At 36.2% G+C, this 14942-nt stretch carries 18 protein-coding genes and 1 pseudogene; 13 read left to right on the forward strand and 6 right to left on the reverse strand.

All coding sequences use genetic code 11. The features are described from left to right. The first annotated feature begins 3 nt into the window (after positions 1-3). The 3 genes from MKY37_RS14840 (at position 4) to MKY37_RS14850 (ending at position 2931) form a co-directional block, all read left to right on the forward strand. Positions 4-1683 carry a cbb3-type cytochrome c oxidase subunit I gene (locus tag MKY37_RS14840; protein WP_340778354.1) on the forward strand — a complete coding sequence of 560 codons (1680 nt, stop codon included), beginning with the start codon at positions 4-6 and terminating at the stop codon, positions 1681-1683. Between the two features lie 65 nt (positions 1684-1748). Beyond that, positions 1749-2381 (forward strand): SCO family protein, encoded by a 633-nt coding sequence (locus MKY37_RS14845; RefSeq protein ID WP_340778356.1) that lies wholly within the window; start codon positions 1749-1751, stop codon positions 2379-2381. Position 2382: 1 nt separating this feature from the next. Beyond that, positions 2383-2931, forward strand: a complete 549-nt coding sequence (locus tag MKY37_RS14850) for a hypothetical protein (RefSeq protein ID WP_340778358.1) — start codon at positions 2383-2385, stop codon at positions 2929-2931. Positions 2932-3742: 811 nt separating this feature from the next. On the opposite strand, the gene MKY37_RS14855 is transcribed toward MKY37_RS14850, so the two are convergent. The 4 genes from MKY37_RS14855 to MKY37_RS14870 are packed head-to-tail and all read right to left on the reverse strand — an operon-like array spanning position 3743 to position 5762. Continuing rightward, positions 3743-4036, reverse strand: a complete 294-nt coding sequence (locus MKY37_RS14855) for a metal-sulfur cluster assembly factor (protein WP_340778359.1) — start codon at positions 4034-4036, stop codon at positions 3743-3745. 20 nt (positions 4037-4056) lie between these two features. Then, positions 4057-5301: a hypothetical protein gene (locus MKY37_RS14860; protein WP_340778361.1), complete on the reverse strand. Its 1245-nt coding sequence runs from the start codon at positions 5299-5301 to the stop codon at positions 4057-4059. Position 5302: 1 nt separating this feature from the next. Next, positions 5303-5518, reverse strand: a complete 216-nt coding sequence (locus MKY37_RS14865) for a DUF2249 domain-containing protein (RefSeq protein WP_340778363.1) — start codon at positions 5516-5518, stop codon at positions 5303-5305. Continuing rightward, on the reverse strand, positions 5508-5762 hold the full coding sequence (locus MKY37_RS14870; RefSeq protein WP_340778364.1) for a DUF2249 domain-containing protein: 255 nt from the start codon (positions 5760-5762) through the stop codon (positions 5508-5510). Before MKY37_RS14870 ends, MKY37_RS14865 begins: the two co-directional genes overlap by 11 nt. A gap of 445 nt (positions 5763-6207) precedes the next feature. Between MKY37_RS14870 and MKY37_RS14875 the strand changes: the two genes are divergently transcribed. The 3 genes from MKY37_RS14875 to MKY37_RS14885 are packed head-to-tail and all read left to right on the forward strand — an operon-like array spanning position 6208 to position 8174. Further along, entirely contained in the window at positions 6208-7107 is a 900-nt protein-coding gene (locus MKY37_RS14875; RefSeq protein ID WP_340778366.1) for a S16 family serine protease, read from the forward strand. A 17-nt stretch (positions 7108-7124) separates the two neighbouring features. Beyond that, entirely contained in the window at positions 7125-7880 is a 756-nt protein-coding gene (locus tag MKY37_RS14880) for a methyltransferase domain-containing protein (protein ID WP_340778368.1), read from the forward strand. Between the two features lie 27 nt (positions 7881-7907). Beyond that, entirely contained in the window at positions 7908-8174 is a 267-nt protein-coding gene (locus tag MKY37_RS14885; RefSeq protein ID WP_340778371.1) for a hypothetical protein, read from the forward strand. A gap of 60 nt (positions 8175-8234) precedes the next feature. Here the strand turns inward: MKY37_RS14885 and MKY37_RS14890 are convergent, their stop codons facing one another. Beyond that, a complete protein-coding gene (locus MKY37_RS14890; protein WP_340778373.1) occupies positions 8235-8927 on the reverse strand; it encodes a Crp/Fnr family transcriptional regulator in 693 nt (230 codons plus the stop codon). A 173-nt stretch (positions 8928-9100) separates the two neighbouring features. On the opposite strand from MKY37_RS14890, the gene MKY37_RS14895 reads away from it, so the two are divergent. The 7 genes and pseudogenes from MKY37_RS14895 to MKY37_RS14925 form a co-directional block, all read left to right on the forward strand. Continuing rightward, on the forward strand, positions 9101-9340 hold the full coding sequence (locus tag MKY37_RS14895; protein ID WP_340778375.1) for a DUF2249 domain-containing protein: 240 nt from the start codon (positions 9101-9103) through the stop codon (positions 9338-9340). 175 nt (positions 9341-9515) lie between these two features. Continuing rightward, positions 9516-10649, forward strand: coding sequence for a TIGR04053 family radical SAM/SPASM domain-containing protein (locus tag MKY37_RS14900; RefSeq protein WP_340778376.1), 1134 nt, complete (start codon positions 9516-9518; stop codon positions 10647-10649). A gap of 163 nt (positions 10650-10812) precedes the next feature. Then, positions 10813-11313: a YbaK/EbsC family protein gene (locus MKY37_RS14905; RefSeq protein WP_340778378.1), complete on the forward strand. Its 501-nt coding sequence runs from the start codon at positions 10813-10815 to the stop codon at positions 11311-11313. Further along, positions 11297-11770, forward strand: a complete 474-nt coding sequence (locus MKY37_RS14910) for an NUDIX hydrolase (protein WP_340778380.1) — start codon at positions 11297-11299, stop codon at positions 11768-11770. Before MKY37_RS14905 ends, MKY37_RS14910 begins: the two co-directional genes overlap by 17 nt. A gap of 440 nt (positions 11771-12210) precedes the next feature. Beyond that, positions 12211-12693 carry a DUF2975 domain-containing protein gene (locus tag MKY37_RS14915; protein WP_340778382.1) on the forward strand — a complete coding sequence of 161 codons (483 nt, stop codon included), beginning with the start codon at positions 12211-12213 and terminating at the stop codon, positions 12691-12693. A 10-nt stretch (positions 12694-12703) separates the two neighbouring features. After that, positions 12704-12925 (forward strand): helix-turn-helix domain-containing protein, encoded by a 222-nt coding sequence (locus MKY37_RS14920; protein ID WP_340778384.1) that lies wholly within the window; start codon positions 12704-12706, stop codon positions 12923-12925. A gap of 318 nt (positions 12926-13243) precedes the next feature. Next, positions 13244-13384: pseudogene (locus MKY37_RS14925) on the forward strand (IS5/IS1182 family transposase); the annotation flags it as partial. Positions 13385-13446: 62 nt separating this feature from the next. Here MKY37_RS14925 and MKY37_RS14930 read toward each other — a convergent pair. Beyond that, positions 13447-14901, reverse strand: coding sequence for a phospholipase D family protein (locus tag MKY37_RS14930; protein WP_340778387.1), 1455 nt, complete (start codon positions 14899-14901; stop codon positions 13447-13449). Between the last annotated feature and the right edge of the window lie 41 nt (positions 14902-14942).

Consider the following 14942-nt stretch of genomic DNA (forward strand, 5'->3'; position numbering starts at 1 on the left):
ATCATGGAAGCAGTAGCAAAGAAAACAATGAAACAAAAAGTAAATAACGTGTTAGGAGCTAATCCTCTAGATGCACGATTTTCTCTAGCGCTTTTTATAGTAGCATTTATCGCGTTTTTTATCGGAGGAGTTTTAGGATTGCTTCAAGGTCTTAATCGCGCTGGAATATTAGAACTGCCGGCCTGGTTAAATTACTATCAAGTATTGTCAGGTCATGGGGTACTTTTAGTTCTTGTATTTAGTACAACATTTACGGTTGGATATTTTTATGCTGCATTATCTCATACATTAGGAGGGCTACTTCCGAAGGTTAGAAAACTTGGATGGATTGGCTTTGGATCAATGGTAGTCGGGGTTGTGTTTGTTGCAACAACTATTATTATGGGTGATGCATCTGTCATGTATACGTTTTATCCACCAATGGCAGCATCTGGTTGGTTTTATGTAGGATTAGTATTTCTAGTAGTAGGTATTTGGCTATGCGCATTTGGTGCATTCATAAATGTAGCGAACTGGAGAAAGAACCATAAAGGACAGCATATTCCTTTGCTTGCATTCTTTGCAGTTGGCGTATTTGTACTTTTGTTCTTCGGTAGTATCGGTGTAACAATTGAAGTTTTAATGATTATTCCTTGGGCGTTTGGTTGGACGGATACGATTAATGTGCTGTTAAGTCGTACGCTATTCTGGAGCTTTGGACATACATTAGTAAACATTTGGTACCTTACTGCTGTATCTACTTGGTATATTGCTGTACCGAAAATTATCGGCGGAAGACAATGGAGTGACACGCTTACTCGACTGGTTGTAATACTATTAGTAGTTTTAAATATTACTGGTGGATTCCATCATCAAATTGTCGATCCAGGAATCACAGAAGGTATTAAATTCATGCATGTATTTATGAGTCTATCTATCGGATTTCCTTCCTTAATGACAGCATTTGCAATGTTTGCGATATTTGAACGTTCAGGTAGAAAGAAAGGCGCGAAAGGTCTGTTAGGTTGGATAAAAAAATTACCATGGGGCGATGTTCGATTCCTAGCGCCAATGATTGCGATGATCGCTTTTATACCTGCTGGGGCAGGGGGTATCGCACAAACAAATAACCAACTGAACACCGTTGTACACAATTCAATGTGGGTTGTAGGTCACTTCCACTTAACTCTAGGCGTTACAGTTGTATTATCATTCTTTGGAGTTGCTTACTGGTTGATACCTCATTTAACCGGACGTATTCTAACTCCTCGAATAAATAAATTAGGGATTATTCAAACATTAGTTTGGACAATGGGTATGGCACTAATGTCTGGGGCTATGCACTATGTTGGCCTATTTGGTTCTCCAAGAAGAACTTCTTATACAACTTATGGAGATAATGCGACAGCATTAGGATGGGATCCTTACCTGTTGCTGCTAGCAGTTGGTGGTACATTGTTAATGGTTGGTGTCGTGCTAATGGTCTACATCGCATTCAATCTAATGTTCTTTGCACCAAAAGGACAAACGGAATTCCAAATCGCGGAGCCAGAGGAAAATGCTGCGCCAACACCGAAATGGACAGAACGTTGGACATTATGGATTGTCCTAATGATTTTAATAGTTTCCATGGCATACGTAATACCAGTTGTCGATATGATCGTAAACGCACCACCAGGCTCACCACCATTTAGAACTTGGTAAAAAGAAGTGGAGATAGTCTTTGAAGGCTATCTTTTTCTTTAATAAAACATGAGGTTGTGATTGTTATGAAGAACAAACAATACAATTCAATAGCAATCCTTGTTGTCCTATTATTCGGAGCAATTTTATTTTATATCGGAACAGACGGATTTACTGCATATACAGTGGAAACTGCTCGGGTGAATAAATTAATGGAGGAAAACCCAGTTTTTCCTGGAGTCACACTAGAGGATAGTAAAGAAAGAGTCTATTCCTTTTCAGAGTTCGAGGGAAAATATGTGATGCTGACATTTATATATACTGCCTGCTCGGACGTTTGTCCACAATTAGAATTCAATTTAGCTGAGGTTTATAAGCAAATTCAACCCAAGTATATAGGTAAGGATATCGTCTTTTTAAGTATTAGCTTTGATCCAAAGAATGATGATCCGGCAACTCTTGAGAAGTATCGCTATTATTTTGATAGCGATGGTGAAACATGGAGAATGGCGAGAATCTCAGACCAACGAGAGTTAGAAGGATTACTGAAAGAATTTGGAGTGACTGTTATCCCTGATGAAAATGGCAACTTCCAGCATAATTCGGCATTCTATTTAGTAGATCCAAATGGTATTTTAATAGAAGTTATGGACTATGAAAAAGTCGAAATTGCAGCGAATAAAGTAAATTCCATTCTCGATTCGAAAGTGGGGGAGTAGCTTGAAATACGGACTAGTCCTATATATTTTCTTAATGCTACCGCCTGTTGCCAATTTAGCAGAATCAGTTATGGCTATTCATATGCATATGCAGATGACGTTGCTTGTTGTCGTTGGTGTACTGATGGCTCCATTTTTTCAAACACGATTTCGTAGATTATTTGAAAAATGGAATAGCAATGGTGTACCGGGTATTCTATTGTTTATGGTGATACTCGGATACTGGCTGCTTCCGAGAACAATGGATGAAGCACTGTCGATACCCGCAGTCGAGCTATTTAAATTTATAAGCTTACCATTTTTTGCTGGAGTTCCATTGCGAGATAGCTGGGGAAAACTAAGCAATATAGGAAAAAATATTATGTATGTTTTGGTAAGTGTAATTTTCGGAGTCATGGCATGGTTATACATCGCATCACCCGTTCAGCTATGCAATAATTATTTAATCATCGAACAAAAGACACTAGGCTGGGGTTTTGTATTTTTTGCAGTCAGTATTATGATTTACTTCATCTCAACTCTAATAATTGACCCTTTAGATTATGAATAAAAACGTGGACGATTTGTTTATCGAATTGTCCACTTTTTATATTGTATTGGTATTCGAGAGAGCTTGTGAGCTATCCGAGAGAGATCGGGGCTTATGCGAGAGAGATTATGGGCTTTACGAGAGAGCTAATCGCATACGAGAGACATCGGGGTTTATGCGAGAGAGATCATGGGCTTTACGAGAGAGCTAATCGTATACGAAAGACATCGGGCGTTATGCGAGAGAGATTATGGGCTTTACGAGAGAGCTAACCGCATACGAGAGACATCGGGGTTTATGCGAGAGAGATTATGAGCTTTGCGAGAGAGATCAAGGGTTTTACGAGAGAGCTAATCGTATACGAGAGAGATCGGGGCTTATGCGAGAGAGATTATGGGCTTTACGAGAGAGCTAATCGCATACGAGAGACATCGGGGTTTATGCGAGAGAGATCATGGGCTTTACGAGAGAGCTAATCGTATACGAAAGACATCGGGCTTTATGCGAGAGAGATTATGGGCTTTACGAGAGAGCTAATCGCATACGAGAGGCATTAGGGTTTATGCGAGAGAGATTATGAGCTTTACGAGAGAGCCAATCGCATACGAGAGACATCGGGGTTTATACGAGAGAGCCAATCGTATACGAGAGGCATTAGGGTTTATGTGAGAGAGATTATGAGCTTTACGAGAGAGATCAAGGTACGAGAGAGCCTAGCGTCTAAGAACCCTGTTGTGCTTCCGTATGGACTTGCGATTCATCCACTTTAATTCATTTTATTCAAGCACAAAAAAAGACTTGCTCATCAAGAACAAGTCTTATCAAACTACCTTTACAACAGCTCCTTCGCTCGGTCACTCATATTAGTTGGACTCCATTCTGGCTCCCAAACAAGATTTACTTCAACTTCTCCAATATCCTCTAGATGACTAACTCGGTGCTTAACCCCATTGGTAATACTGTCATGCATTGGACAACCAGGGGTAGTGAGCGTCATAGTAATTATCACATTGTTATTTTCATCAGAACTTACTTCGTAAACTAGCCCTAAATCCACAATATTAATCCCTAATTCTGGATCGACTACATCATATAATGATTGTTCTACTATTTCCTCATAAGACATACTAAGAACTCCCTTCCTTACTATTTAAATAGAATACGAATGATGGAAATTGCATAGAAAAAGGATGTTGCAGTCAGTAACACTTGGAAAGTCAAAACGACTAAACTGATTTGTAATAATGCTCCGGCAGTCAATCCGCTAATACTAACTACAAACAAACTAAATAATACGACGCTCATCTTTTCGTCAATCATATCCTTCATTGTCGGAACTTTTTCTTTACCGATTTTATCTGCGTATTTATGTGTCCACCAAAGAAACGGTACAATTTTATACAAATATCCTAAAATACTAAATATAATCCAGCTCATTACGTATAGAAATATTAGCCAGCTCCAAATAGACGGATCGTTTATTCCTATCAGACTGAGTATTAAAGCAAGAAAATGTGTTACTAAACCGTTCCCTATCGCAATAATCGAAAACACAAAAGGCTTATCTAGTTTTTTCTTTAAGCTTTTATGTAGAATTTCTCTCATATCTAATACAAAAAAGCAAAACCCTACAAAAAGAAATAGCCAACCAATTTTAGTTAGTGCAGCAAACTCAACCCAAAAGGAAACGATGAGTATAAGTAATCCGAATACATAAGTTGAGAAGGAAAGGCTGGTCCATTTCAATGAAAACCCATGTGATAGGCTGAACATAGGCACTAATTTATAAGAAAAACCGAATATTAAAAGTGTAAACCATCCAGCTACACCTAACGTTATATGGGAATAGAGAATTGTATTGTGACTTTCTATTCCTCCGTAAGCAATATTCCAAGCTAGTAAAAACCCTGCCAAGATAGTGAGTGCAAAACTCGAAATAGCCGCAATAACAAAAAGTGAAATCATATTTCGCTTTTTCTGTTTACCTATAGTCATTGCCATTTGGAAGATGAATAAGGTAATGCCAATGATTGTCAGAATCCCTCCATAAAATGCGTGGCTAGGCTGAAATCCAAGAAGGAGGGTAAGGCTAGTTATTCCAACAACTGTAATTATAAATTGGAGATATCCCAATTTTTGATTCCAAATTGGGGTTAAAAATGCAACGGGAACTAACTGATACATTGCCCCCATAGCTATCATTACTGCAAAGCCGAGCAATAGGAAATGTGCGCCCATCCACAAACTTGGAAGTCGAAATTGACTTGATACTAACAAATCACTATTCAGTAAAAGAACACCCTGTGCTACAACAAAAGCTATTAACGCATATAAGATAAACGCTAATGGAAGTTTAATATTTGTGTCGGATTTTAAACTTGTAGAATTCAAATTACTCACCAGACTTTGTAATTGTAATTTTAAAGCTACCATCTTCAAGAGCTTCGGTATTATGCAAATAACCAAGCCCATTTAACTCTTCGTATAAAAACATGGGTCTACGGTCGTTTATAATGGTAATTGTTTCACCAGCATCCATGTTTTCTAGCTTTGTTAATGTGCGCATCATTGGATGTGGAGGTTCTAACCCGCGATTATCAAGAATCACTGTTCTCCACTTCTTTCTGTATATAAGTAACCTGCCAATGTTTTTTCTCTAACTTAATCACTTCGTAAATGAATCCTTTTTTACTTAATAGCTTGTGCAATGGTAACGGGTTGAATGGTGCATGTAGTACTAAAGCTTGACCGGGCTCCAACTGTTTAATTGCTCCCATGATCTTGTCAAAAGGCTCTTTTTTTAGTAATAAATCCTCTCTAACGTCTAACTCTACAATCGTTTGCAAATACATAAGTATCCCACCTTTTTATTGTTATCTATATGATAATCGTTTTCAATTACAAACGTAGTGACGTACATCACTTTATGCAAAAAGCCTAATTCTGCGAGTATATATTTTATTATTAAGGAAGGTATTAGATGGTCTTAGTAGAATGTAATAAAAGAAATGAACTAGTAAAAGCAGAGGGGAGTCCATATTTGTTGTCATGAATGGTGAGGATGTTATAAGTTATTTTTGTTTTAATAGAGTAGATAAAGAAAAAATTGATATAGGCTGAATGATTTAAAAATGCCAAGTATGACCTGAAAGTACATTCCTATGAACTGAACATTCAGGAGCATTTATTTCTCAATTTAGTAGATAAAGGAATATGAAGGGTTTAATGATTTGATGTCGAAGTAGTTATGGGAGCATAATATTTCTTGTTCCTGTAATGACGAAAGGAGATGCGAGTTTGAATGTAGTAAAGAGAAATTTACCTTTTCTATTTATGGTTATTGCCCTCATTATTTTTTATTCTATTTTGTTAGCTGCCTATAATAATGATCTCATAAATGGTTTTGTTTTTATAGGAGTAATGCTAGTTGCATTTGCAATAATCTTAATTCCTTTAATTGTATATCGAAATGATAGAAAAAGGGTACGAAAGTTAAGCTGGATTGTACTAATCCTGGGGGGGATATTGTGCTTTGAAACTCCACTATTATGGTACGAATCTAATACATATACAGCTAGTTGTCATGCTGAACCGATAGAAGCCTTCGACAATTCAGGAATCCATTTAATGCTTGTAACTACTTTTGAAATTGGATACCTAGAAGATAAGGATCTTATCATGGAAGGACTACAACAAGATAACTTAGACATCATAGACTTACATAAAGTTACCAATAAAATTCGTTACCACAGTAAAAATAGTGAGATCCTTCGATGGTTAAAAATTCAAAAAGATGATTTCACTATTATGAGAGATAATGTAACTAGTTATCTTGTGGCTAAAACGGATAGTATCGATGACGTTTTAAATAGAAATGATATTTCTGGTGATAGTGTGGGACTTGGATTAGCACTGTCAGGTTTGATTGGAGAAGGAAAACTAGAAAATGATTTAACTTTTGGGGTGACAGGTGCTTTAAGCGCTTCAGGAGATGTGAAGGCAATTGGCATGATTAAAGAAAAAGTATTGATAGCAGCTGAACATGCATACCCGTATATGATTATTCCTAGTGAGAACGCAGAGGAAGCTAATGAAGTGAAGAAAATGCACGATCTTAAAGTAGAGATATTTGATGTTAATCATATTGATCAGGCTATGGATCTTATTAAAAAATTAAATGAAGAACATGCAAAATAATTGAGAGGGAGGAAATTATGACTACTGAAATCTTAAAACAAAACAAGCAAAGTTGGGATGTGGTAGCTCACCATTTTAATGGAGTAGATGCTTTGCCTAATTATGGTCCCTTTGCGCAAACTGAAGAAGAACTAAGCTTATTAAAAGATATAGCAAACAAGAAAGTACTGGATATTGGTTGCGGAAGCGGACACTCATTATTGTATATGGCGAACAGGGGTGCTAGCGAACTATGGGGAGTTGATCTTTCTGAGAAGCAGATTAAGACTGCCGAAGAAACGCTAAAAGATGTAGAAACTCATTTATTCTGTTCACCAATGGAAGTTGATATTGGATTACCGAAATTGTATTTTGACTGTGTATATTCTATTTATGCTATTGGATGGACTACTGATTTGACTACTACCTTTAGATTAATTTATTCCTATTTGAAGCAAGGAGGAAGCTTTGTATTTAGTTGGGATCATCCGTTATATCCTCATATAGCCAGTCAAAATGGGCAACTAAGTCTTAATGGTTCATATCAGGAGGAAGGGATCACAACATATCCTAACTTCAAAGGTGAAGATGCTCCGATGGTAATTCCTAAAAGAAAGCTCAGTACATATATTAATGAATTGATAAAAGTAGAATTCACAATAGACTCTGTAATTGAAAGTGATGTATCAGTTAATTATGAATCAGTTCCAGAAGAAGTATCTGATCGATATTATTCTTTGTACAAAGCAAAAAGATTCCCGACTACTATGATTATTAAAGCTACAAAAAAATAGTTTGAGCTATTAGATGGAGGAGAGAAATTGGAGGAGGACAATAAGTTCACTTTATATTTTCATACTTGTATAGGTGCATTAGGTCTGATTCTTTTAACAGTAACTATTATCAAATATTATGAAACTATTGAAGTTACTTCTGGTTATTTGCTACCTTTCTTTGGATTTATTCTTACTTTTTCTTATATAAATTATCTGGAAAATAAAGCTGGCGTTAGTAAAAAAGTTATTTGGATCAGATCTATTTCATCAATCATTATATTGTTGTTAATTTCAAAAGTATTATTTTTTTAATATGTAAATTTCTATTGTAATAAAAAGGCATCCAATTAATTTGGTTGCCTTTTTTTCTCTTTAAAACAATTCATCTTTTAACTTATCTATATTCAAAATAATATTGCCTGCTGGATCAGCGCTTATTAGTTTTGACTTTTTTAAAGAAGTGAGCGTTCTGCTAACTGTTTCACGGCTCGAACCGATCATATTAGCTAAATCTCGATTTGTGAACTGCGTTGTGAAGATATAGTGATTGTCATCGTATTTCTTCCCATGACTTTTTACTAAGCGTATTAATAGTAAAATAATTTGCTCGTATGTATTATGCAAAATTTTCTCTTCCAACCGATTTTGTAGGTCTACGATTTTGTCTCCGAGTATTCGGAAAATCTTCACACAAATTTCTGGATTAGTTTTTAGGAATTGCTCGAACAATTGAATTGGTATATATATTAAAACCGCATCCTCTGACACCTCTGCATGAGCGGGGTAGGTACCTTTGCGAAAGAATCCCATATGAGGAAACATTTCACCCTCCCCAAGAACATTGATGATTTGTTCTTTTCCTTGCATGTCCGTACGATATATTTTTATTTGCCCCTGATGAACAAAATAAACATTAGTTAGTGGATCATCTTGCATAAAAATATGAGTACCTTGGCGATAAAATCGATTTTTTGCCAAATCAAGTATTGGTTCTATTTCTGTATTGGTCAAATCTTTAAATAAGGAAAAACGTTGTAGAAGTGCCTGTATCGATTCTGCATTCATATAGCTCATCCTTTCTCTTTAGACTGTCCTTTTCATTGTACCATCAAAAGTTTTTCTTTGGAGAACCTGAGATGTGATTAAAATCATAGGGTCAATGTGTTTTTTCTCACTTCAGTTTAAAATGGCAAGCCTTATGATAGGAACAGAAGCAAAAATAATGGAGGGAAACCAAAATGAGTAATATTCAATTTGCAGTAAAACTAAACGCACCTGATATTGAACCAAGAATTCGTCATCCTAGAATATTTGAAGCGTTTGATGCTTTACAGTCAGGCGAGTTTTTAGAACTTTCAAATGACCATGATCCAAAACCATTGCTTTATCAATTTATGATAGAACGTGAAGACACATACACATGGGAATATATTGAAAACGGCCCTAATCATTGGCGAGTTGCTATCGGTAAAAAATAATATTTCACGTAAAGATCCTAGAGAGAGCTATTTCGGGATCTTTTTGTTTATTATTTGTCATATCTTCCTATTTTTTATGTGAATAATATCACTTCGGATTAAAAGTGAAAATGTTAAAATCCAAGTATAAGTTAACTTACGGTCATTTTAGGAAACAAATTAGGAGGGAATAAGTATGTTTTCACGAGATTATAATAAAAATCCATTTATTGTTATTTGGGAGTTAACCCGTGCATGTCAGCTTCATTGTCTGCATTGTCGTGCAGAGGCTCAGCATCATAGACATCCATTGGAGTTAACGTTTGATGAAGGTAAAAAATTAATAGATGATATTTATGAAATGGAAAATCCCTTACTTGTATTTACAGGTGGGGATCCGTTGGAACGACCAGATGTATTTGATATTGCCGAGTATGCTATTAAAAAGGGTATCCGTGTATCTATGACTCCATCTGCTACTCCAAATGTGACAAAAGAAGCAATGCAAAAGGCAAAAGATATTGGGCTAGCTAGGTGGGCTTTTAGTATTGATGGGCATTCTGCAGAAGTACATGATCACTTTAGGGGAACGACTGGTTCGTTTGATTTGACGATAAAGGCTATCGAATATTTAAATGAATTAGGAATGCCTTTACAGATTAATACAGTTATTTCGAGATATAACTATGAATACTTGGATGAGTTAGCAGAAATGGTAGAGAAGCTTAACTGTGTATTATGGAGTGTGTTCTTCTTAGTTCCAACTGGTCGTGGGAAAGAAACAGACATGATTTCACCAGCAGAACATGAAAAAGTATTTAGATGGCTGTATGATCTTTCCAAACGTGTACCGTTTGATATTAAAACAACTGCAGCACAGCATTATCGCCGAGTGGTTATTCAACAAAAATTACGGGAACAAAAAGGATTGAGTGATAAAGAGCATATCCTCTATGAAGATACATTGACAATGGGAGATACCGGTAAAATTGATGGTTTAGGACGAGCACCAAAAGGAGTAAATGACGGAAATGGCTTTGTCTTTATCTCGCATACAGGTGATGTGTTTCCAAGTGGACTACTTCCGATAAAAGCTGGTAATGTCCGTCAAACACCATTAGCAGAAATTTACCGTGACTCAGAAGTTTTCCGAAACCTTCGCAGTCCTGATAAATATAAAGGGAAATGTGGAGTTTGTGAGTTCAATAAAGTGTGCGGAGGATCCAGATCCAGAGCATACAATGTAACAGGAGATTATATGGAAAGCGAACCATACTGCGTATATATTCCGCAGTCCATGCGAAAGAAATCCAAACAACCAACTGTATAACTATAAAGCAAGTAATAGGAGGAGATGCTATTACTTGTTTTTTTTATGTGACGACAAGGTTGAGTTGCAAATTTATTTTAGGCTAGGCAAATTTCTATGAAAACAAGTAGAATAGATGTATTAGTCAGAAAAATACGACGAAAGAATAACGAGGGATTAGGCAATGGCAATTGAACTAGTAAAAGAGTATTTTAAAGAGTTTGGAATGGAAAACCAAATACAAGAATATGAGGCGTCTAGTGCCACCGTAGAATTAGCGGCTGCGGCATTGAATGTGGAATCTGCTAGGATAGCTAAAACACTATCGTTTAAAATGGAGGATGGCTGTATTCTCATAGTAGCTGCTGGTGATACAAAAATTGATAATGCAAAATTTAAAAGTGTATTCGGTGTAAAAGCAAAAATGCTATCTCCAGAAGAAGTATTAGAGCAGGTAGGACATGCAGTTGGAGGAGTTTGTCCATTTGGCATCCCAGCACATATTAACGTCTATCTAGATGAGTCATTAAAACGTTTTGAGACGGTTTTTCCGGCTTGTGGGAGCAGTAATAGTGCAATTGAGCTTTCATGTGAAGAACTTTTTATCTTTGCAAAAGCGGCTGAGTGGGTAGATGTTTGCAAAGGCTGGTACGAGGAGGAAACTACTAATGGATATATCGTTTAAGACTACGGAGGGAAGATTTAATTATCGTGTTGCAGGATTGGTGGTACACGATGAGAAACTGCTAGTTATGCAAGACAAAGGCCAAGCTTATTATTATGTACCAGGTGGTCGGATCAAGATGAACGAAAAAAGCGAAGATGCCGTAAAGCGTGAAATAAAAGAAGAACTCGGAATAGAAGTGAAGGTAAGCCGGATGCTTTGGGTTAATGAAAACTTTTTCAAAGAAGATAAATTACATGAGCAATTTCATGAAGTTTGCTTTTTTTATTTGCTAGAGCTTATAGATGAGGAAATCCTTAAAAAAGGCAGTGAATTTATAGTAGATGAGAACGGGAAAATACATACTTATTATTGGAAAACGTTGGACGAAATAAAATTAATAAATCTATATCCAGAGTTTCTGAAGGAGAAAATGAGCGAGTTACCTTTACATATAAAGCATATTGTTGAAACTTGAAAAAAGCTCTGAGGTAGTGTGACAGGATGAGGAGGAATTAATAAAAAAAAAATTAAAATAAGTCGTAGTAAATTGCAAACTAATGATGACATTTGGAATGCTGTTTTATCAGCTTATAGCGATTATGTTTCCCGACAGACAATGTGAAAATGAACTATGATTGAAATAGTGGATTAATAGTTTTCCTTACTTCATTAACAGTAGTATTTCAACACTAACTAAGTGGAGACGCATTTGAGGATAGATTTGTACAAGTTATAAATTGAATAATTTATGTTTTAGAGCATTTCTTGTAAATTAGAAATGCTTTTTTTCTTTTTAAAAAAACGAACAAAATTTATTTAACAATAATAGTATGTTAAATTACAACAATGTTTTATTGTAAATCGATAAAACGTATGTTAAAGTAAAATTAACAACAAATGAGTGAGGTGCTTTTCATGAAACAAGGTTCAACAATCTTTTTAAAGATAGCTGTTTTTCTTATTGGGACTCCAGTTCTTGCTATATGTATATTTGGGTTGCCTTTATTAGCTAAAGAGGCAGCTGAAAGTAATTCGGAGTTCACTTATGTACTATACGGCATTTTAATAGTTATGTATGTATCCGTGGTACCATTTTTCGCTGCATTGTATCAAGCTTTTAAACTTTTAAGTTATATTGATAAGAGTAAAGCGTTTTCGGAAGTGTCTGTAAAAGCTTTAAAAATTATTAAATATTGTGCAATTATAATCAGTGGTCTATATGTGGCTGGTATGCCATTCTTCTTTATATTTGCGCAGTTAGACGATGCGCCAGGTGTAGTATTGATTGGAATGCTCTTTGTTTTTGCTCCGATTATGATTGCAGTCTTTGCAGCCGTTCTCCAAAGACTTTTACAAGAAGCGATTAATATAAAGTCTGAAAATGATTTAACGGTCTGAGGTGAATAAAATGGGAATAATAATTAATATTGATGTGATGCTAGCTGTAAGGAAGATGAGCGTTACGGAACTCTCTGAGAAAGTTGGAATAACAATGGCTAATCTTTCTATATTGAAAAACGGAAAAGCGAAAGCAATTCGATTATCAACTTTAGAGGCAATTTGTAAGGCTTTGGACTGTCAGCCTGGAGACATTTTAGAATACAAAAGTGAAGAAGAAGCTCAAAAATAATAGGATTAGATAACAAAATTATCAATGGCTTAGTTTCCATAAAGAGAAATAAAACGCTGAATATACTCAGCGTTTCAGACTGTAGACAAACTCGAGAAATTTAGAGTTTAACTACAGTCTTTTTTCTTTTAAAATAGAATTAGTATTTTTCGAATTAGGGTTAGTTGATTTTCGTTTCGGCGGACGCTTTCCGCGGGCCCGGCTCAAGCCTCCTCGTCGCAAGCTCCTGCGGGGTCTCAAGACTCGGGCTGTTCCCGCAGGAGTCGCCGCCTACACTACAATCAACTACTTTCTAAATAAACATTGAGGTGAATGGATATGATGACTAAAAATCAAAACGTTGAACGCGATCAAATAGAGATGATTACGATTGATGAACTTGTACCACAAGATCATCTTGTACAAAAGCTTGAAGCTACCATAGATTTTTCATTCATATATCCAGTAGTCGAACCTCTGAAACGCTGAATATACTCAGCGTTTTTTTTACGTCTTTATATACAGGATATACTTCTGTTTACTTAATAAGTAGTCACTTTCATAAACTTTTGCAATGTATAAATCCATCGCTGCCACCAAGTAAAGTTGTCTTGGAACTCTTCCAATTCTACCGTGTACATAGCATCTTCATTGTTCCAAAGTCGTTCAAAATAAGTTTCCATTTTGACTACTAACTCACTATCATTTGGTGCAATTACCCTTAAGTTATTTTCTAGATTATAATCATCTAATGTTCGTTCAGTATAATTCGAGGAACCACTTGAAATAATTGTTTGCTCGTCTGATTGAATCCAAATTGCTTTTGTATGGTATTGACCGATAACGGTATTGTACCAACGTATATTTAACTTACCTTTTGTGTCCTCGACCATTTCCTGCACGACTGGACGATTCGGAAGTCCAGACTTCTGCTGACCGAAGGAGTTTTCGTTTGGATCGAGAATCATATTAACTTCAACACCACGATTTGCTGCGTCTATGAGTGCATTGACAATATCTCTTTTAGCTACAAAGAACATACCGAGCCAAATTTTATCCCCTTTTTTTGTTGCTGCTAAGTCCGCAAGTAACACATCTAGGATTTTCTTCTCTGTTAAATACTGAACTTGATATTGCCCGCCAGATTCTTTCGTATCAACCCGGGGTAATTTAGGTCCTCCGGAAAACAAAGAAACAGCTTCCTCCGATTCTAAAATATCATTTAAGATAGGACCAGTTACTTTCAAAGCAACATTTCCATGAAAACCACTTGCATCATGAGGGTTAGAAGAAGTCACCATCGCTTCTTTCTCCGTTACTACTGCCTTCCGATGATTTGCTTTCACATTGAGTAATGTCAAATACGAGGCCACGGTCATCTTGGGTGCCTCACTTGCCATCGCATTCGCAATCCAACCCTCGCCTCCAAAGTCAAACCATTGGAAAAAAGTACGATAAATACCCGAATAGATAGGGGTAGAATCGCGCAATTGGTCTAGATCGGTGTAAACAATCTCTACGCCAGCTTCTCTCATTTTCTTAAACCATTTACTTTCAAAGGACCCATAACCCTTGTTCAGTGGATCCGTGATAAATATAACAGGCATATCCGGATGATTTCTCTTTTTTTGAGCTAATGTAATTGACAAAGTATCTGCAATCTTCGGGAAATCTTCCTTTTCATCGTAAAAACCATCAACCAAGAAAAAATCTACTACGACAAAATCTTCCGCTTCCTCAATCATGTTATAAACTTCGTCAAATATATAGTTTTCGTGTACCATGCCAGTTCCTTTTCTGTCCTGTGCAAAGGTTAAGTCAGTAATCATCTCAACTGAATCTGTATTATGTATTTCCCCTTTAAAGGAAACGCCTTCTGGTAAAGGCTTATATGTATGCCATAATATAACTGCAATATAGAAAAGTACAAATACTCCTAGTGAACCCATCACGATTCTCTTCTTTTTGCTCCATGGCTTCCTTTTCTTTTTAGCCATTTTTCTTCCCCCTATTAATCTCTTTGTAAGTGCTTTCCCTT

Origin of the sequence: Psychrobacillus sp. FSL K6-2836 (genome assembly GCF_038003085.1) — a bacterium.
In the GTDB taxonomy this organism is placed as follows: domain Bacteria; phylum Bacillota; class Bacilli; order Bacillales_A; family Planococcaceae; genus Psychrobacillus.